General features: G+C 69.3%; 19 protein-coding genes. 7 read left to right on the top strand and 12 right to left on the bottom strand.

Annotated elements, in window-relative coordinates; genetic code table 11:
* Positions 1 to 660 precede the first annotated feature (660 nt).
* Together IMZ35_RS24580 and IMZ35_RS24575 are read left to right on the top strand one after the other, a co-directional pair.
* Positions 661 to 1707 carry an NAD(P)-dependent alcohol dehydrogenase gene (locus IMZ35_RS24580; protein WP_199443555.1) on the top strand — a complete coding sequence of 349 codons (1047 nt, stop codon included), beginning with the start codon at positions 661 to 663 and terminating at the stop codon, positions 1705 to 1707.
* Between the two features lie 748 nt (positions 1708 to 2455).
* A complete protein-coding gene (locus IMZ35_RS24575; RefSeq protein WP_199443554.1) occupies positions 2456 to 2713 on the top strand; it encodes a hypothetical protein in 258 nt (85 codons plus the stop codon).
* Positions 2714 to 2773: 60 nt separating this feature from the next.
* Here IMZ35_RS24575 and IMZ35_RS24570 read toward each other — a convergent pair whose 3' ends face one another.
* Both IMZ35_RS24570 and IMZ35_RS24565 read right to left on the bottom strand, forming a co-directional pair.
* Complete coding sequence (locus tag IMZ35_RS24570; protein WP_199443553.1) at positions 2774 to 3100, bottom strand: hypothetical protein; 327 nt, start codon at positions 3098 to 3100, stop codon at positions 2774 to 2776.
* A 160-nt stretch (positions 3101 to 3260) separates the two neighbouring features.
* Positions 3261 to 4694 carry an alpha/beta hydrolase gene (locus IMZ35_RS24565; protein WP_438816894.1) on the bottom strand — a complete coding sequence of 478 codons (1434 nt, stop codon included), beginning with the start codon at positions 4692 to 4694 and terminating at the stop codon, positions 3261 to 3263.
* A 561-nt stretch (positions 4695 to 5255) separates the two neighbouring features.
* Between IMZ35_RS24565 and IMZ35_RS24560 the strand changes: the two genes are divergently transcribed.
* A complete protein-coding gene (locus tag IMZ35_RS24560) occupies positions 5256 to 5852 on the top strand; it encodes a TetR/AcrR family transcriptional regulator (protein ID WP_199443552.1) in 597 nt (198 codons plus the stop codon).
* A 605-nt stretch (positions 5853 to 6457) separates the two neighbouring features.
* On the opposite strand, the gene IMZ35_RS24555 is transcribed toward IMZ35_RS24560, so the two are convergent.
* From IMZ35_RS24555 to IMZ35_RS24545, 3 genes are all read right to left on the bottom strand, one after another.
* Positions 6458 to 7375, bottom strand: a complete 918-nt coding sequence (locus IMZ35_RS24555) for an NAD-dependent epimerase/dehydratase family protein (protein ID WP_229373163.1) — start codon at positions 7373 to 7375, stop codon at positions 6458 to 6460.
* A 130-nt stretch (positions 7376 to 7505) separates the two neighbouring features.
* Positions 7506 to 8600 (bottom strand): alkene reductase, encoded by a 1095-nt coding sequence (locus IMZ35_RS24550; protein WP_199443550.1) that lies wholly within the window; start codon positions 8598 to 8600, stop codon positions 7506 to 7508.
* A 199-nt stretch (positions 8601 to 8799) separates the two neighbouring features.
* Positions 8800 to 9765, bottom strand: coding sequence for an NAD-dependent epimerase/dehydratase family protein (locus tag IMZ35_RS24545; RefSeq protein ID WP_199443549.1), 966 nt, complete (start codon positions 9763 to 9765; stop codon positions 8800 to 8802).
* A gap of 94 nt (positions 9766 to 9859) precedes the next feature.
* Here IMZ35_RS24545 and IMZ35_RS24540 point away from each other — a divergent pair, with 94 nt between their 5' ends.
* Positions 9860 to 10789 carry a GlxA family transcriptional regulator gene (locus IMZ35_RS24540; protein ID WP_307868719.1) on the top strand — a complete coding sequence of 310 codons (930 nt, stop codon included), beginning with the start codon at positions 9860 to 9862 and terminating at the stop codon, positions 10787 to 10789.
* A 16-nt stretch (positions 10790 to 10805) separates the two neighbouring features.
* On the opposite strand, the gene IMZ35_RS24535 is transcribed toward IMZ35_RS24540, so the two are convergent.
* From IMZ35_RS24535 to IMZ35_RS30990, 5 genes are all read right to left on the bottom strand, one after another.
* Positions 10806 to 11720 carry an NAD-dependent epimerase/dehydratase family protein gene (locus tag IMZ35_RS24535; protein WP_199443547.1) on the bottom strand — a complete coding sequence of 305 codons (915 nt, stop codon included), beginning with the start codon at positions 11718 to 11720 and terminating at the stop codon, positions 10806 to 10808.
* A 95-nt stretch (positions 11721 to 11815) separates the two neighbouring features.
* Positions 11816 to 12019 carry a hypothetical protein gene (locus IMZ35_RS30995; protein WP_229373129.1) on the bottom strand — a complete coding sequence of 68 codons (204 nt, stop codon included), beginning with the start codon at positions 12017 to 12019 and terminating at the stop codon, positions 11816 to 11818.
* A complete protein-coding gene (locus IMZ35_RS24530; protein ID WP_229373128.1) occupies positions 11979 to 12473 on the bottom strand; it encodes a hypothetical protein in 495 nt (164 codons plus the stop codon). Before IMZ35_RS24530 ends, IMZ35_RS30995 begins: the two co-directional genes overlap by 41 nt.
* A gap of 128 nt (positions 12474 to 12601) precedes the next feature.
* A complete protein-coding gene (locus tag IMZ35_RS24525; RefSeq protein ID WP_199443546.1) occupies positions 12602 to 12748 on the bottom strand; it encodes a hypothetical protein in 147 nt (48 codons plus the stop codon).
* Between the two features lie 18 nt (positions 12749 to 12766).
* Positions 12767 to 13435, bottom strand: a complete 669-nt coding sequence (locus IMZ35_RS30990) for a glycoside hydrolase family protein (protein ID WP_229373170.1) — start codon at positions 13433 to 13435, stop codon at positions 12767 to 12769.
* On the opposite strand from IMZ35_RS30990, the gene IMZ35_RS24515 reads away from it, so the two are divergent.
* Both IMZ35_RS24515 and IMZ35_RS24510 read left to right on the top strand, forming a co-directional pair.
* Positions 13316 to 13567 carry a transposase gene (locus IMZ35_RS24515; protein WP_229373162.1) on the top strand — a complete coding sequence of 84 codons (252 nt, stop codon included), beginning with the start codon at positions 13316 to 13318 and terminating at the stop codon, positions 13565 to 13567. The two genes, IMZ35_RS30990 and IMZ35_RS24515, sit on opposite strands and share 120 nt — an antisense overlap.
* Positions 13568 to 13622: 55 nt before the next feature.
* A complete protein-coding gene (locus IMZ35_RS24510) occupies positions 13623 to 13937 on the top strand; it encodes a hypothetical protein (protein ID WP_199443544.1) in 315 nt (104 codons plus the stop codon).
* 15 nt (positions 13938 to 13952) lie between these two features.
* Here IMZ35_RS24510 and IMZ35_RS24505 read toward each other — a convergent pair whose 3' ends face one another.
* On the bottom strand, positions 13953 to 14936 hold the full coding sequence (locus IMZ35_RS24505; protein ID WP_199443543.1) for a zinc-binding dehydrogenase: 984 nt from the start codon (positions 14934 to 14936) through the stop codon (positions 13953 to 13955).
* A 61-nt stretch (positions 14937 to 14997) separates the two neighbouring features.
* Between IMZ35_RS24505 and IMZ35_RS24500 the strand changes: the two genes are divergently transcribed.
* On the top strand, positions 14998 to 15306 hold the full coding sequence (locus IMZ35_RS24500; RefSeq protein WP_229373127.1) for an ArsR/SmtB family transcription factor: 309 nt from the start codon (positions 14998 to 15000) through the stop codon (positions 15304 to 15306).
* A 796-nt stretch (positions 15307 to 16102) separates the two neighbouring features.
* On the opposite strand, the gene IMZ35_RS24495 is transcribed toward IMZ35_RS24500, so the two are convergent.
* On the bottom strand, positions 16103 to 16729 hold the full coding sequence (locus tag IMZ35_RS24495) for a TetR/AcrR family transcriptional regulator (protein WP_199443541.1): 627 nt from the start codon (positions 16727 to 16729) through the stop codon (positions 16103 to 16105).
* Between the last annotated feature and the right edge of the window lie 51 nt (positions 16730 to 16780).

Raw genomic sequence — 16780 nt, 5'->3', positions numbered from 1 at the left:
TTGAGCCAGAAGGTATGTCAGGCGGTGCACCGACGGCCCAGGTCGGGTTGTCGCACATGATCAGTTGCGACGGTTCTGCGAACGATCTCCACCAAGGTCGTTCTCCAGGTTGCGATTCTCGTAATACCTCTTACAACTGCACGGTTCCAGAAGGGTTTCGGATACGACCCGCCCGTGAACAGGCTGCTGGCGCAGTCAACGGAACAGACTGAGGGCTTCGTGGTAGTGATCGGCGGCCTGCTCGCGCAGACCAAGCCGCGAGCAGGCGTTACCCGGGAGGCGATGGGCGCGGACGAGGTGGGCGAGGTCGGGCAGGTGGGCGGCGGGCCAGGTCGAGCAGGAACTCGCGCTCGACGTCGTCGAGCCGTGGGGTGTGGTTCGCGCGGCGGGAGATCAGGAACTCCCGCACCTCGTCCTTCGTGCTCTTGACGTGCACGGTAGGCACGTCCCCGCGTCGAGTGGGAGGTTCCGCCAGGGCCACCCGCCCGACGGGGACTGCTGCCCCTCATCGGCGCAGTCGCTCAAGAGGGCCTGAGAGTGCCTCCCAGCAGGACGGTCCGAGGTGGTTGGCTGGGACGCGCCGGAGCCCCACCGCTCCGTCCCCGCCGCTCCGGAAGCGGACCGGCGGGAGTTGGTGAACCGATTCAGCAAAGGACGTCGATGACTGCCGCACGCGCCTGCACCGCGACCTCACCCACCGGCCCGCTCGTCCCCGGAGTCGTCGAGCGACGTGACCCGGGCCCGAAGGACGTGCTGATCGAGATCGCCTGGGCCGGGATCTGCCACTCCGACATCCACACCGTGCGCGGCGACTGGGGCGACATCTCCTACCCGCTCACCGTCGGGCACGAGATCGCCGGAACCGTCACCGCCGTCGGCTCCGAGGTCACCGCGCACGCGGTCGGCGACCGGGTCGGTGTGGGCTGCATGGTCGACTCGTGCCGCACCTGCGCGAACTGCCTGGCCGGTCACGAGCAGCACTGCCTCAACGGGTTCACCGACACCTACAACGGCGTCGACCGCGACGGCAGCACCACCCAGGGCGGATACTCCACCCACATCGTCGTCGACGAGCACTTCGTGCTGCACATCCCCGACGCCATCCCGTTCGAGAAGGCCGCTCCCCTGCTGTGCGCGGGCATCACGACCTACTCGCCGCTGCGGCACTGGAACGCCGGGCCGGGCACGAAGGTCGCCGTCATCGGCCTGGGCGGCCTCGGGCACATGGCCGTCAAGCTCGCCCACGCGATGGGAGCGGAGGTGACCGTGCTGTCGCAGAGCCTGCGCAAGCGCGAGGACGGCCTCGCCCTCGGCGCCGACCACTACCACGCCACCAGCGACCCGGCGACCTTCGAGCAGCTCGCCAACACCTTCGACCTGATCATCAACACCGTCAGCGCGCAGATCGACCTCGACGCCTACCTGCGACTGCTGACCCTGCACGGCACGATCGTCAGCGTCGGCGCACCACCCGAACCGGTTCCGGTGACACTGTTCACCCTCTTCGACAACCGTCGTTCCTTCGCCGGCTCGAAGATCGGCAGCATCGCCGAGACCCGGGAGATGCTCGACTTCTGCGCCGAGCACGGCATCGTCCCCGAGGTCGAGATCATCCGCGCCGACCAGGTCAACGAGGCCTGGAAGCGCGTGCTCGACGCCGACGTGCGCTACCGGTTCGTCATCGACATCTCCACCCTCGCCGACTGACCCCGACCATCACGACGTCACCGCGGGCGGCGGGGGCACGTCCCCGCCGCCCGCGGCCGTCCCGTCACCCGCGCTCGCCACGCCACTGGCCCTCCACGCCCCGGCCATGCGAACACCACTGCCACGACGGTGGAAGACGATCAACGCGAACCCGCTGTCCGGACAGGCGCAGAACTGGTACCACCCGGAACAGGAACACCACTGCGCGCAGAGCGGGCACCCCTGGACACCTGCGGCCTGCGAGGCAGCCGAAGAGACGAGCAACCGAAGTCCCTCCTCGGAGACGGCACCGGACCCCGCGCTGCAGACGATGAGAGCCGGGCGTCATCGACCCTGTGCGGGGGCGGTCTTGCGCTCAGCACGACCCCGGCCGAACCGCGCACCACAACGACCACGCCGATGATCATGCACAACACCCCCGGACACCGCCACCAACCGCCAGAGCGCGTCCACGGCAATTCCGAGCAGCGCGCGGATGAACAGAGCCAGTTCCCCGACAGCTCCAAGTTGCCCCACGGCACACCTCCTGCCGCCCAAGGCGATCCACCGGGCCCGGGGCCGGCGATGACTTCTCGAGCGGCACAACCCCCACGCCGCCTGACCTGCACGAACACCATTCTCGGCAAGCACAACGCCGGTGGCGTGGTCGAGGATGCTTGGACCACGAGGAAGTAGCGGCCTGACATGATGCGGGGTGCGGACGAGAGCTCGTCCACACCCCGCTCGATCGACGCACTTGGAGCAATTGATGTCTGTGTTCAGTTGGCTGATTCGTGATCCGATCGGGCGCAAGGAATGGTTTTTCCCTCTAGGACCAGCGATCGTTCTACTCGCGACACGGACAGTCTTCGACTGGCCAAAAACTCCTCCTAACGACATCATCAGCGCCTTGCTGCTCGTCTGCATCCTTGGAACAGTGGCGGCAAGCGTTGTGATCAGCTACTACTACTGGCGGCGAGACCAGCAAGCAACTGAAAGCACGAGCCGGTCCACCGATTCAGAATGATTGAGCGTTTTCCATCGTGGTTGGCGGCGGGTCTCGATGTGGTGCAGGGCGTGGGAGCACTCATCGGCGGGGGCAGGCCACGACGTGCCCGGTCGCGATCGCGTGGTCGCAGTCGTAGTGGGTGTCGATGATCGCGCGCGCCTGTTCGGGCAGTGCGGGGATGCGGAACCAGGACGGCTGCGCGAGGAGGTGGCGGGAGGACTCCTCGGACAGGCAGGCGAGGTTCTCGCGGTGGCTGACCAGCTCGTCCACACCCGCGAGGTAGGTCGTGCGCTGTAGGAACACCGGTGAGGGGTAGCGGCAAGCGGTCGGGTTGCCCAGCTGGTAGACCATGTCGCCGAAGGCCGGGCAGGAAGAACACCCGTTCCTGGCCGATCTGGACGTCACGTCGCGCCGCGCACAGCGGTCGCCGAGTCAGCGGTGGTCCAGACCCTGGTCGAGTACTGCAACCCCGCCCCGCTGGATGTCCTGCGACAGGTTCACGCCCTCATCAAGAAAACCCCCGAAGCGGCCCGCTGACCTGGTGGCCGACGGGCCGCCGCGGGGTCTACGAGCAGACGAGATCATCCGCCGGGCGCTCGCCCGTGGTCAGATAGGTGGTGACCGCGTCGTTCAGGCACTGGTTCGCGCCGATCAGGTAGGCGCCGTGACCAGTCTGCTCGGCGGTGACCATCCGGGACCGGTCACCGAGGGCCTGGTGCATCTTCTGAGCACCGGCCAGCGGCGTGGCCGGATCGTTGGTGTTCTGCACCAGCAGCACGTTCGACGGGCCCCGGTCGCCGACGCGCACCGGCGCTTCGGCCGGTTCGGTCGACCAGAACGCGCATGGGCGGATGTTGGCTCCTGCTCCGCCGAACAGCGGGTGGCGCTCCCGGTCCACGGCGGTGTCGTGCACGTAGGTGCCGATCGACCGCGGCCAGCGGTTGTCGTTGCAGATCACGTGGAGGTGGCTAGACACCACGTTGTCCAGGTCCGGCTCCGCCGCTTCGGTCGCAGTGGGTGGCAGCGGCTGGTTCGTGTCGAGCGCCTGCCACGACGCGGCCAGGGTGGGAAACCGGCTGTCGCGGTAGAGCCCCCCGAAGGTCAGCAACCGGAACGTCGAGCCGTCGATGCCCTGCACCGGCGCTTGGTCCAGACGGTCGGACAGCTCGTAGAACTTCGCGGTCACCGCCTCCGGGGTGATGCCGAGGCCGTACTCGGGACGCGCGGCGGCGAACGCGGCGAAATCCGGGAACCGCTTCTGCATGCCGAGACCGAACAAGCGGCTGGCCTCGCGGTCCAGCCCGGCCGGGACCAGGCTGCTGTCGAGCACGATCCGGTCACTGCGATCGGGGAACAACGTGGTGTAGACCGCGCCGAGATGGGTGCCGTACGAGTAGCCGAGGAACGAGAGCTTGTCCTCGCCCAGCTTCCCGCGGATCAGGTCCATGTCCCGCGCGGTGGCCGCGGTCGAGGTGAACGGCAGCATGTGCGCGGTCTCGGACTTGGCGCACTGCTCGGCGACGCCCTTCGCCTTCTTCGCCTGCTTCACCACGTCGGCCGCGTTGTGCGCGTAGGGCGGGATGTTGCCGCGGAGCTGCTGCTCCGGGGTCAGGTCGCAGGTCACCGGCGTGCTGCGGCCGACACCACGCGGGTCGAACCCGATGATGTCGTAGGTGTCGAGCACCCCCTGCGGCAACCCGAGGTCGACGAGACCGCCGGGGAAGTCCAGCCCGGCTCCGCCCGGCCCGCCGGGATTGGTCAGCAGCACGCCCCGGCGCTGCTCGGGATTCTTGCTCGCCAGCCGGGAAAGCGCGATCTCGATCTGCGGCCCGTCCGGGTTCCGGTGGTCGAGCGGAACGTCCACGACAGTGCACTGCAGGCCGGGAACGTCCAGCCCGTCGCAGGTACCCCACCGCAACGACGGTTCTGCGAGCACCGGTGGTGCGAATGCCGTCGCGGCCGCGACCGCGGCGACGAGGATGGTCAAGGCTTTGCGCACGGTTTCCCTCCCTGGTGGACGGACGGACGCCCGCCCCCGTCCGAGTAGAAACCGTGCCCCTGAGGCATGGTCAAGAAAATCGACTTCCGTACCGATCAGAATAAAAATCGGCCGGTAACGGCGCCACCGGCGACAACCCACCAGGGCTGTGTTGGGTGGAGTGGTGGGATGCGTGGGCGGTGGGTCTCCTGCGGTGGTGACGCCGGCGGAGATGGCCCGGGTTCGGCTCCTGCGCGGTTGATGTCAGCAACCACGACCTGTGCGCCTGCGGCAGCCAGCGCCTTCGCGATCGCGGCGCCGATTCCCTGCGGCGACGACCTGCTCCGTCTGCCCATCAGGGATCCGCAGGAGCCCCGAGCCGAGGATCGGCATGCGCACGCCGTTGTTCGGCGTGACGGTCGGAACGTTCGGTGAAAAGGCGAAGCCTCCTGCTCGCGCTCTGACCGCCGGTGCAGCCATCTGGGGGCGCACGCCTGACACGACACACCCAATATGGGTTGATCAACCCAACTTATACCGGAGTTGTTTGGGTTGCTCAACCCACTCGACTAGGCTGGCGACGTGACGTTGACCCGCAAAGGCCAGGCAACCAGGGAACGCATCCTCGAAGCAGCGACCGCGCTCATCGCCCAGAACGGCGTGGCCGGTACCAGCACCGAGGACGTGCGCAAAGCGGCCGGCATCAGCGGCTCGCAGCTCTACCACTACTTCGACAGCAAACAAGCCCTGATCAGAGCTGTCATCACACGCCAGGCCGAAGCGCCCCTCGTCCCCGGCCAGCCGCTGATGGGAGCACTCGACAGCTTCGACGCCCTGCGCGCCTGGGCCGATGCCGCCATCGAGAGCCAGGAGCACAACAACGGCCGCGGCAACTGCACGCTGGCCACCCTGGCAGGCGAGCTCAACCCCACCGACGACCAGACCCGCGAAGACCTCTGCAACGTCTTCCAGCGCTGGCAAGCCCTGCTCCACGACGGCCTCGAGGCCATGCGCGAACGAGGCGACCTGCACTCGACGGCGGATCTCGACGAGCTCGCCCTCGCCCTGCTCACCGCACTGCAGGGCGGCACCCTGCTCAGCCAGACCCTCCGCACCACCCAGCCCATGCGCGCCGCGATGAACGCCGCCCTCGCCTACATCCAGACCTTCACCACCTGACATTCGCCGGAGCCACCGCGGAGCGACTCGCCGCACGCGGAGCCGAGGTCACGGTGCACGAGCAGAGCTCCCACCACGGTCACACCGAACGGGGCTGCTTACGGCGCCTCGAAGCAGCACGGAGACGTCGACGCGCTACCGGGTCACCGAGTTCGGGGCGCGACACACCGGGTCAACGAGATCGGGTTCGGCCCGGTGAGCATCCGGGGGACCGAGCCGCTGCTGGCCGTTCTCGGCGACGCGATGAACCGGGCGGCCGCCCGTGATCAGAGCAGCGACCCGAACGAAGTCGCGGACGTCGTGCTGCACCTGGCCGGGGATCGCGGCAGGTACGTCAACGGCGCCCTGTTCGGCGTCTACGGCGGAGAACTCAGCTCGCTGCCCGGCTGGACGACCAGCGCAGCCAGAACACCGTGTCACACCGGTGCAGCCTCCACGCCCATCACGCTGGATCTGGTCGTGCGGCGAGGCCGGCGCAGCAACAGTCGCTGCCCTGATCGGCCGCGCGCGAGCCTTGGCGAGCGGGGCCGATCAGGTGCACGTGCTTCACCGTTTCGACCGGACCGATGCATCAGCACCAGGACCGGCAAACCGTCGTTCCAGCGTCAGCGTGATGGCCGACTGATCTCATCGAGCAGGTCGAGGTGCTGCGGCTTCCAGCCGAGCACGCGACGTGCCTTGTCGCTCGACGACTGGCTGTTCGAGGCCCAGTACTCCCCCACGAACGGGAAGCCGATGGCCGCCTCGAGTTCTGACATCTCCAAGGCGATGGTCTTGCCGCCGAGTCCCGTGCCCCGGCTCAGCGCGGTAGCGATGTCCCGGGTGCGAAGACCGCTCTGCGCACCGGTGTGGAACAGCTCGCCGGCGGGCGTCTGGTCGAGGGCGAGGACGAAGAGGTCGGCCAGGTCGTCGACGTGGACGTAGGCCCAGCGGTTGCCTTCGGATCCGATCGCGTAGGGCACGGCCCCCAGCTTCTTCGCCGCCTCCCGGATCATCCAGAACACCGCGCGCCCGTCACCACGTCCGTAGACGTTGGGGGGTCGCAGCACGATGCCGCTGACACCAGCGGCTCCGAGCACGGCCTTCTCGGTGTCGAGGCGCTGCTGAAGTGCCTTGACCGCGGGAAGTTCCGAGGGCACGACCGGTGTGTCCTCGTCGTAGACGATCTCACCGGTGTTGCCGAGAACTCCCGTGCCGCTCGTGTAGATGAACGGCTTTCCGGTTCCACGCAGTCCGGCGATCACGGCGTTGACGGCCGCGACGTCTCCGGCGTTGGCCGCCGTCCAGTCGAGAGAACTCGAATCGAAAACGGTGTGGACGACCCCGTCCACTCCCCTGGCCACGTCCGTGAGCCTCTCGGTGTCGCCGATCTCGCCGCGAACAGGCTCGACGCCCTGCCCCTTCAGCTTGTCAGCTGAGGTGTCAGAGCGGGCAAGTCCTACGACGTCGTGTCCGGCCTGCAGCAACTTCTCGGCGATGACACTGCCGATGTAGCCGGTGGCACCCGTCAGGAACACCTTCATCACACCATCTCCTTGCGTAGGTGTCGTCGGAGTGCGACGTCCGTTGAAAGGTGCGGAGAAGCGGTCGCGACGTGCGAACTCGCCACCAGCACTCGTCTCCGCACCCGCTTCCGGACGGTTGGTGAGATCGCTAGCACGGCACGCCGGCTTCGTGGTTGAGCGGAAGCGGCGGGTAGTCGGTGTAGCCCTCGTCGCCGCCGCCGAAGAAGGTGCGGCGATCGCCCTGCGCGAACGGAGCACCGGTGGCGAGCCGGTGCGGCAGGTCGGGATTGGCGATGAAGTGGGCGCCGAAGGCGAGCAGATCGGTGGTGCCGTCCTCGATGAGCTGCAGCTCACCGGGGCCCGTCGGAGTGGAACCCGTGTCGGGGTTGAGGATGAACGTGGTCGGCCACGCCGCGCGGAAGCGCTTGGTCAGGTCGCGGCCGGCGCGCTCGGCCAGGTGCAGGTAGACGAGGTCGAGAGCGCCCAGTTGCCGGAGCAGCGGCAAGAACGTGGCGTTGTGGTCGGGATCGTCGTTGATGTCGTTCACGACGGTGCCGGGCGAGATGCGGATTCCGACCCTGTCGGCTCCGATGGCCTCGCTCGTCGCCCTGGCCACCTCGACGGCGAACCGGATCCTGCCCTCCGCCGAGCCGCCCCACCGGTCGTCACGCCGGTTCGTGTGCGTCGAGAGGAACTGGTTGATGAGGTAGCCGTTCGCACCGTGCAGCTCCACGCCGTCGAACCCCGCCGCGACAGCGTTGCGCGCAGCCGAGGCGTAGTCCTCGACGGTGGCGAGGATGTCGTCCTCGGTGAGCTCCTTCGGTACGACGAAGTCCTGCATTCCGGTGTGGGTGAACAGCTGTCCCTCGGCTCGCACGGGCGACGGAGCGACGAGGACCAGTCCGTCTGGCAGCAGGTCCGGGTGTCCGATGCGGCCGGAGTGCATGAGCTGCGCGAAGATCACGCCGCCCTCGGCGTGCACGGCGTCGGTGACGGTTCGCCAGGCGTCCACCTGCTCGGGCGAGTGCAGGCCGGGGGTGTCGGTGCAGCCCTGTCCCTGCACGGACGGCTGGGTGCCCTCGGTGATGATGAGGCCGGCTCCGGCGCGCTGCGCGTAGTAGAGGGCCGTCGACCGGGTCGGCGTCCCGCCGGGAGCACGGCTCCTGGTCATGGGGGCCATGACGATGCGGTTCTTCAGCGTCTTCCCGGCGAGCCGGTACGACTCGAAGGCCTTGGCGGGCATCGCAGTTCCTTTGAACGATCTGGGTCGGGGACGGTTGTTCTCGGCACCGGAGGCGGGCAGCAGTGCCCTGATCTGCTGGATCGGCGGGTGACAAGTGATCGTCACGCACCTCGTCATTTTCTGGGTCAATCAACCCATTATTACCGGACAGATCTGGGTTGTGCAACCCAATCACTGAGCGCGGAGCTCGAGCGGGCGGCTAGGTCGCGGTACGGCCGGCGAGCCGGTCGACGAAGTTCCCGGTCGACGTGGCGGCTCCGGCGAGGGTCTCCCGCAGGACCGCGTCCAGCGGTGTCGGCCGCACGCCGAGGACGGCCTCGGTCCGGGTGGAGTCGATGACGTGCGGGTTCTCGTTGCTGTACAACAACTCGACGAGCTCTCCGAACAGCGGCTGCTGTTGTGCCAGGGTGAGCAGCTCGTCGCGGTCGAGGCGGCGCAGCTCGGGCGCGGGCATACCGGCCAGCTCGGCCACCCGTTCGGCCAGCGCCCGCACCGGCAGGGACGACGTGACCGGCACGTGCCAGGCCCGGCCCCACGCGCGGTCGTCCAGGCTTGCGGCCACGAGCGTACGGGCGATGTCCTCCGTGTAGCTCCAGCTGTGCGGTGCGTCGGGGTCACCCGGATAGGACGCGACCTCACCCGCCAGTGCGGGACCGAGCACGAACACGACGAAGGGGCCCACCGGGCCCGGACCGAGGAACCCTCCGGCGCGCACCTCGGTGACCTGCGCCCGGCCCGCTTCGTGCGAGGCCAGCGCGTCGAGCCACATCCGCGCTCGGACACGGCCCTTGACCGTGGTGGCGGCCATCGGCAGGTCTTCGGTCATCGGCCCGTCGACGGGTCCGTACCCGTAGGTGTTGCCCAGCATCACGTAGCCGGCACCGGTCCGTTCCACGGCGGTCAGCAGAGCCCGGGCCATCGGCGGCACGTCGACGGCCCAGCGGTCGTACGCGGGAATGGCGCGGTTGACCACGACGCGCGCTCCGTCGACGAGCTCGGTGAGCAGGTCGGTGTCGGTGATGTCAGCGGCGACGCGCTCGACGAGCGGATGGTCGGCGCCGCGACCGCTGCGGGTGATCTGACGGACTCGCTCGCCGATCTCCGCGAACCGACGTGCGACGGGGAGGCCGGCCGCGCCGGCCCCGGTGACGACCACGAATGACATGCCCTCACCCTGCCGAGCTGTGCGGAGTTACAGTAGTGGCTGGAATGCCACAGATCCGGAGGTTCGGGCCACGCACCGCATCGTCGTCGTCGCGGTGCCCCCGGTCACCGCCTTCGACCTGTCCATTCCGGAACTGATCTTCACCCCGGTCGAGGCCGACGGGCGGCCCGCGTACGACATCCGGGTCTGCACGGCGGAGCCCGGAATCCTGCGGGCCGGCGGCGCGTTCGACGTGTCCGTCCACAGAGGGTTGGAGGCCGTGGCGAAAGCCGACACGGTGATGGTGACCGGTGGAGCCGGCCGTGAGGACGTCCCGCCTGCCGTCCTGATCGCGCTGCGCGAGGCGGCCGCGGCCGGCAAGCGCATCGCGTCGATCTGCACCGGTGCCTTCGTGCTGGCCGAGGCGGGCCTGCTGGAGGGCAGGCGCGCGACCACGTACTGGGCCAAGTCGGAGGCGTTCCGGCGCCGCTACCCCGCCGTGCGGCTCGAACCGGACGTCCTGTTCGTGGAGGACGGTCCGGTTCTCACCTCGGCCGGGCTGGCGGCCGGTATCGACCTGTGCCTGCACATGATCCGGTCCGACCACGGCGCGGCGGCGGCCAACGAGGTGGCCCGGCTGGCCGTCGTGGCTCCCGTGCGCCCCGGCGGTCAAGCACAGTTCATCGAGACTCCGCTGCCCACCGAGACCGGCGTCTCACTCGCCGAGACCCGAGCCCGGGCCCTGCAGCGGCTCGACCAGCAGCTCACGCTCACCGATCTGGCCCGGCACGCCGGCAACAGCGTCCGGACGCTGACCCGCCGGTTCCGCGACGAGACCGGGCTGAGCCCGCTGAAGTGGTTGCTGCACCAGCGCATCATCCGAGCTCGGGAACTGCTGGAGTCCACCGGTCTGTCGATGGACGCCGTCGCCGCGCGCAGCGGACTGGGCAGCGCGGACTCGATGCGCCAGCACCTGGTCCGGCGGACCGGGCTGACCCCGACGGCCTACCGGCGTTCCTTCACCCGCCTGTCAGAACACCGGTAGCCGCCGTTCGGCGAGCTCAGTTCGCGGGCTGGCCCAGTTCGTCGAGGACGTCGAGGTGTCGCGGTTCCCAGCCGAGCACGCGACGCGCCTTCTCCCCCGAGATCTGGCTGTTGATGGACCAGTAGTCCGCAAGCGGCGGTGCGCCGAGAGCTTCGGCGAGTTCGTTCCTGTCCAGCGCGACGGTCTTGCCTCCGAGCCCTGCGCCACGACTGATCGCGGCGGCGACGTCCCGGGTGCGAAGCCCACTGCGGGACGCAGCGTGGAACAACTCGCCACCAGGCGCTTTCTCCACTGCCAGGACGTAGAGATCCGCCAGATCGTCGACGTGGACCAGAGACCACAGGTTGTCGCCCGCCTCCGCCGGGTAGGGAACGGCGCCCAGCTTCTGACCCGCCGCTCCGATCAGCCACAGGACCGAGCGGCCGCCCCCACGCCCGAAGACGTTCGGTGGCCGCAGCGCGACACCACGCAGACCAGTCGCACCGGTCACGGTCTTCTCCGTCTCGAAGCGCAGCTGAAGCGCTCGCACGGTAGGAGATTCCGATGGGGCGACGGGGGTCTCCTCGTCGTAGACGGTGGAGCCGGTGTCTCCCAGGCCTCCCGTGCCGCTGGTGTAGACGAGCGGCTTGTCACTGCCCTGCAGTGCGGTGATCAAGGTGTAGACGGCCTTCGCTTCCTCAGCACTGGCCGTCGCGAAGTCGGCACCGAGGTCGAAGGCGTTCTGAACCACTCCGTCGGCGGCCCGAGCCGCGTCGGTCAGGAGCTGGGTGTCACCGAGGCTTCCGCGGAGGGGCTCGGCGCCGAGCTCCCGCAGGGCTTGAGCGGAGGCATCAGAACGGGCGAGTCCCACGACCCGGTGTCCGGCTTGCAGCAACTTCTCGGTGATGACACTGCCGATGTAACCGGTGGCGCCGGTCATGAAGATCTTCATGCGCTCTTCCTCGTCGTGGTTGGTTGAACAGTTGGGCTCGTCGCGTTCTTCCGGCCTGCCCGATGGCCGGAGCGCACACGTGCCCGAAGCACCGATCAGGCCCAGAAGGTCTTGACCTCTGCCGCGATCCTCTGGCCCTGGTCGTATCCGGCTCGTGCGCAGATCGCGCGGGAGTCCGGATCGAGGAGGTTCTGCAGCCCGGCCCGGGAGGCCTCGTCCGGCGTGATGGCGAGCAGCGGCGCGGAAACCGGTTCCACGTCACCGGTCTCCGGAAACCCGATCACGTCGAGGACCAGCACCTTGCCGCAGTCCCTGGCGACATCGGCGTTGGTCCCGCTGCGCACACCACCCGTGATCCGGGAGCCGGGCCTCGACGAGTGCACGACGCTCCGCCACCGGAACGCGGTCCTGCGCCAGCGACATGGCACCGACGCACCGGCGGACGACCTGCGAGTCGTCTCCGCTGCCCAGCATCTCGCGGACCTCAGCCAGCAGCGCGACCGGATCGACGTCGTGAATCGCCGGCTCCGGCGCTCCCGTGCCGTTGACCTGGTCGTCGTAGAGAGCACTGAGAGGCTTCGAGCTGGTCACCTGTGCCGCGACGGTCGCACCGGCGGACGTTCCGACCACCGGGTCCGCGTCGGTCACGTCGACACCCGCGTCAGCCAGTCCCGCCAGGATTCCGGTCTCCCGGGCGATGCCCGCGACACCGCCACCACCGAGCACGAGGGCTTTCGCGTCCTCGTCCGTCATCGCTCTCCCCTCCGCGCACCAGCGCTCGCGCCCCGAGCCACTCGCCCAGCCGAACTTTTTGGGTTTGGCAACCCATTCCTACCCGACCTTTCTGGGTTACGCAACCCAGTACGCGTGCTGGTGCTTGCTCAGCCGGGGTCGTCGTCGGCAGAAGTGCTGGTGACCGTCGGTTTCGTTCGGTCCTGAAGCAGACAGGTGACGACGGCACCGACGATGCCGACTGCGGCGGCCACCAGGGTGATGAGGTGCACCCCGGCGCGGAAGGCGATCCGCACGGCGACCGCGAACGGCCCTCAGAGAACCTCGGGCAGACCGGCCGAGGGGCCGGCGACGTCCCCGCCGATGACCGACCCGCTCAACGCGGGCATCTGATCGCGGATCGGCTCGAACTCCGGGGTGCCCGAGTTCGGCGTCTCGCGCAGTCGGGGCATCAGGCCCTGCTCGACGCGCTGGTGGGCGGCCTCCAGGTGACGGCGGACCAGTGCGGTGACGGGGCGGTCGAGCGAGTCGATCGCGGCGGTGCAGGACGACCGGTCGGCGGTGCGCAGGACGAACGCGACCGCCGGAGCGCCTCGGCACAGGCAGGCGTCGGGGTTCGCGCCGACCGGTCCGCGGGTCATGACCGCGACCCACCGGTGGGCGGTGTTCCACTCGGCGAGGCCCGTGAGGGTGCGGGCGAGGTGCAGCAACGCGATCCCGACCGCCCCGCACGACAGCGATGGGCCCCAGTCCGGTGAGGGGTCGTGCTCCGGGGGCGCGGTCGGCGGGTCGGCGCGGGACACCACCGCCTCGGCGACCCGGACATCCTGCTGGTCGCCGACGCCGGCTACGACGGGCCGCGCCTGGCCCACGTGCTGGCCGACCTGCCGGTCACCGTGCTGGTGCGGATGCGCTCGGACCGGGTCCTGCGCCGAGCCGCGCCGCAGCACCCGCCCGGCACGACGGGCCGACCACGGCGACACGGCGACACGGCGGCGAGTTCGCCTTCGGTGCCCCCGGCACCTGGGGCGAACCGGGCGTCGACACCCGGACCGCGACCCGGCTCGACGACGCGGCCCGCATCAGGGCGTGGGATCGCCTGCACCCCGGGCTGACCCACCGCGTCGCCTGGGCCGACCACGCCGGGACCCGCCGATCCTGGAAGGCACCGTGATCCGCCTTCAGGTCGACCGGTTGCCCTCCGGGGCGATCCCGAAACCGGTGTGGTGGTGGTACTCCCGCACCGACCTCGACCCGGCCGAGGTGGATCTGGCCCGGCAGGCGTTCCTGCGCCGGTTCGACGTCGAGCACACCTTCCGCATGCTCGATCGGCGCAACGCGGCGAGCATCGTCAACCATCTTCTGACGCGGTTGAGCGTGATGCTCCGGGGTGTTGGAGTGCGGGGTCGGCAGGAGGCAGAGCTGCTGACGGCGCTTCACGAGTGGTCAGATCCGGATCGACCACGATGCCGACCACCCCGCTGACCCCACCCCGCACGCTCACTGGCGCACAGCGATGGCGATCTTGCCGCGTGGGCGTCTACGGCCCTCGCCGGCAGAGCCGCCCTCCAACAGCGCGTGCGCCCGTGCGATGTCGGCCAGCGGTAGCACGGCGCCGATCACCGGCCGGAGTTTGCCCCGGTCGACCAGTCGGCCGAGTGCCGCGAGCTTCGCCCGGCCCGGGCTGGCGAAGAGGAAGTGGTAGGTCGCGTTCACGCCCCACGCAGCGAGCAGGTTCTGCGGTTCGGCGGTGTCCACGATGGACACCACGCGCCCCCGGTCGGCGATGACCTCCGGGCTGCGGGCGAGGGTGTCCCCGCCCACCGTGTCCAGGACGACGTCCACTCCACCCAGTGCGCGGACCTGCGGCACGTAGTCACCGGCCGAGAAGTCGATCGCGATGTCGGCTCCCAGTCCGGTGACGAACTCGTGATCCCCCGCCCGTGCTGTGGTCACCACCTCGGCTCCCAGCGCGCTGGCGAGCTGGACGGCGGCCGAGCCGACCCCGCCCGCTCCGCCGTGCACCAGGACCCGTTCCCCGCCCCGCACCCCGGCGCGTTCGACCAGCGCCTCCCACACCGTGACGCCCACCAGCGCGAGACCGGCGGCCTCCACGTGCGACAACCCCGCGGGTTTGCGGGCGACCAGAGCCTGCTCGACCACGTGGAACTCGGCGTAGGTTCCCCGCCCGGTGAAGATCGGCGCCAGGTACCAGACCTCGTCGCCCGGCTGGAAGTCGTCTGCCCCGGGACCGGTCTCGACCACCACGCCGGACACGTCGTTGCCGATCACCGCGGGTAACGCCACCTGGTCGCGGTAGTCGCCGCGCCGAGTCTGCAGATCGAGAGGGTTCACGGACGTGGCCTCCACGCGCACCAGCACCTGGCCGGGCCCGGGAGCGGGTCTTGGCAGCTCTCGAACGGCGAACGCGGTGTCCGCGTCACCGAAGCGGACGAGTTCCACCACACGCATCAAAGTCGACATGCGACCACCTTAGATCGCAATATCGCGAATCGTCAATATGTCTGTGCGTTACGCTCACCGCATGTTCTCGGAGGCGGAGTTGCTGGCTGTGTTCCGGGCCCTGTCCAACCCGGCCCGCCGTCAGATGCTGGTGTGGCTCAAGGAGCCGATGAGCTTCCCCGGCCAGGAGCCCGACGACGTCGAGATCGGTGTCTGCGTGACCGACATCCAGCAGCGCACGGGCCTGGGACAGTCGACCACCTCGCAGTACCTCGCGATGCTGCGACAAGCAGGGCTGGTGGTCGCCACCCGACGGGGCAAGTGGACCTACTACCGCCGCGACGAGGCGAACATCGCCCGTCTCCTGGAGACCCTGCACGACGTGTTCTAGGGCTTGTCCGCAGTCGTGGTCAGCGGGCGGGGTGCAGGCTTTCGACGGTGCCGCGTCCCCCGCAGAGCTCGGCGTCGCAGGCGACGGGCCACCCGCCCCGGTGACCCTCGCACCCGATCATCGTCACGTGGTGCCTGGCGCACCAGGACCGGGCGACGAGCGCCAGGGGAACGAGGGGGAACCCCCGGCGCCGATCTCGTGCACCACCCCACTGCCCAGCCGCTGCACCGCGAGGGCCGCGACGGTCGATCTTCGCAGCGGGCCCTCGCGGTGCAGCCTGAACGGGTTCTTCGGCAGGCGGTCGGTCAGAACGGGGGCGACGGGGTCTCCGCACCAGCCGACGATCACCTCGATGCGGTGGATCGGGTTCTGCGTGCGCGCGATCGGGGCGGAACGGTCTCGCCGCCTCCGAAGTCGGACGAGGACGTGGTGGCCGTCTTCGATCCGCGCTTCGTCACCGCTTCATCAGGGCCTCACTCCCCCGTCGTGGACGACCTGCGACCCCGAGGTGGTCTGCGGCGCTCTCAAGCGCCCTGGCGAGACCCGGGCCCGGTGATCCGCTCGCCCAACTCGTCGCGGTAGGCCTGAGCGTCCCGCGGTTCGGGTTCGGAGCCGATCGACGCCTCACGCCGTGCGAAGGCAGATCGAAGCCGGGGACTTGTGGCTGCCGGTCGACCGGGCCTGCGCGCTCGTGAGATCGCCGGAGCGCCGTGCGTCAGCGGGAAGTGCCGCGTTCGAGTGCGCGTGGCCCTTCGTCGGCTGAAGTCTCTCCGGGCGCCCGACGCGTTGGTCTTCGTCAGCCGTGATCCGCCGAGCGGGAGTGGACGTGGGCCAGTGCGGCGTGCACGGCGGCTTCGAGCGGTTGGACGTGGCGGATGGTCCGGGACAGGAGGACGCCGCCCTGCAGTGCGGCGAGGAGGGCGAACGCGAGTTCGTCGAGGTCTGCGTCGGCACGCAGTTCCTGCCGGTCGCGCATCGCGCGGAGCCCGTTGAGGAGGAGGTCGCGCCAGCGAATGAACCCGTTGGCGAGGTCTTCGCGGGACTGTTCGTCGGTGGCGCTGAGCTCGCCGGCCAGTGAGCCGAGGTCGCACTCGCCCCGGTAGTCGTTCTCCCGTTGTCGTTCGATCGCGGCGTCGGCCCAGGCGCGCAGTGCTTCGAAGCTGTCGAGCGCATCGATGCGCGGGCTGCCGGGTTCGAGCACCGAGTCGGCCTGGCGGGTGATGACGGCCCGGATCAGTGCTTGTTTGCCGTCGAAGTAGTGGTACAGCTGGGATCCGCTCACCCCGGCCGCCGCCCGGACGTCGTCGATCCCGGTGCCGGCCACGCCGTGCCGGGCGATGAGGCCGGTCGCCGCGTCGAAGATCCGGTTTCTGGTGGCCTGCCCCTTCGGCGTCAGGCGCCGTGTCTTCGTCGGCTCGCTCACGATCGACATCCTACGCCAGACTGGGTTGTGCGATCCATTTTTGATGACTAG

It is taken from the genome of Umezawaea beigongshangensis (assembly GCF_016464305.1).
GTDB lineage: Bacteria > Actinomycetota > Actinomycetes > Mycobacteriales > Pseudonocardiaceae > Umezawaea_A > Umezawaea_A beigongshangensis.
Note: the sequence above shows the minus strand (reverse complement) of the source record. Positions and strands in the feature narration are given on the sequence as shown.

What these genes read in the sequence shown, in the direction of transcription:
- IMZ35_RS24580 (WP_199443555.1), top strand. Translation starts at nt 661, where the DNA reads ATGACTGCCGCACGCGCCTGCACCGCGACCTCACCCACCGGCCCGCTC.
- IMZ35_RS24530 (WP_229373128.1), bottom strand. Translation starts at nt 12,473, where the DNA reads ATGACGGACGAGGACGCGAAAGCCCTCGTGCTCGGTGGTGGCGGTGTC.
- IMZ35_RS24550 (WP_199443550.1), bottom strand. Translation starts at nt 8,600, where the DNA reads ATGCCCGCCAAGGCCTTCGAGTCGTACCGGCTCGCCGGGAAGACGCTG.
- IMZ35_RS24535 (WP_199443547.1), bottom strand. Translation starts at nt 11,720, where the DNA reads ATGAAGATCTTCATGACCGGCGCCACCGGTTACATCGGCAGTGTCATC.
- IMZ35_RS24500 (WP_229373127.1), top strand. Translation starts at nt 14,998, where the DNA reads ATGTTCTCGGAGGCGGAGTTGCTGGCTGTGTTCCGGGCCCTGTCCAAC.
- IMZ35_RS24555 (WP_229373163.1), bottom strand. Translation starts at nt 7,375, where the DNA reads ATGAAGGTGTTCCTGACGGGTGCCACCGGCTACATCGGCAGTGTCATC.
- IMZ35_RS24545 (WP_199443549.1), bottom strand. Translation starts at nt 9,765, where the DNA reads ATGTCATTCGTGGTCGTCACCGGGGCCGGCGCGGCCGGCCTCCCCGTC.
- IMZ35_RS24575 (WP_199443554.1), top strand. Translation starts at nt 2,456, where the DNA reads ATGTCTGTGTTCAGTTGGCTGATTCGTGATCCGATCGGGCGCAAGGAA.
- IMZ35_RS24505 (WP_199443543.1), bottom strand. Translation starts at nt 14,936, where the DNA reads ATGTCGACTTTGATGCGTGTGGTGGAACTCGTCCGCTTCGGTGACGCG.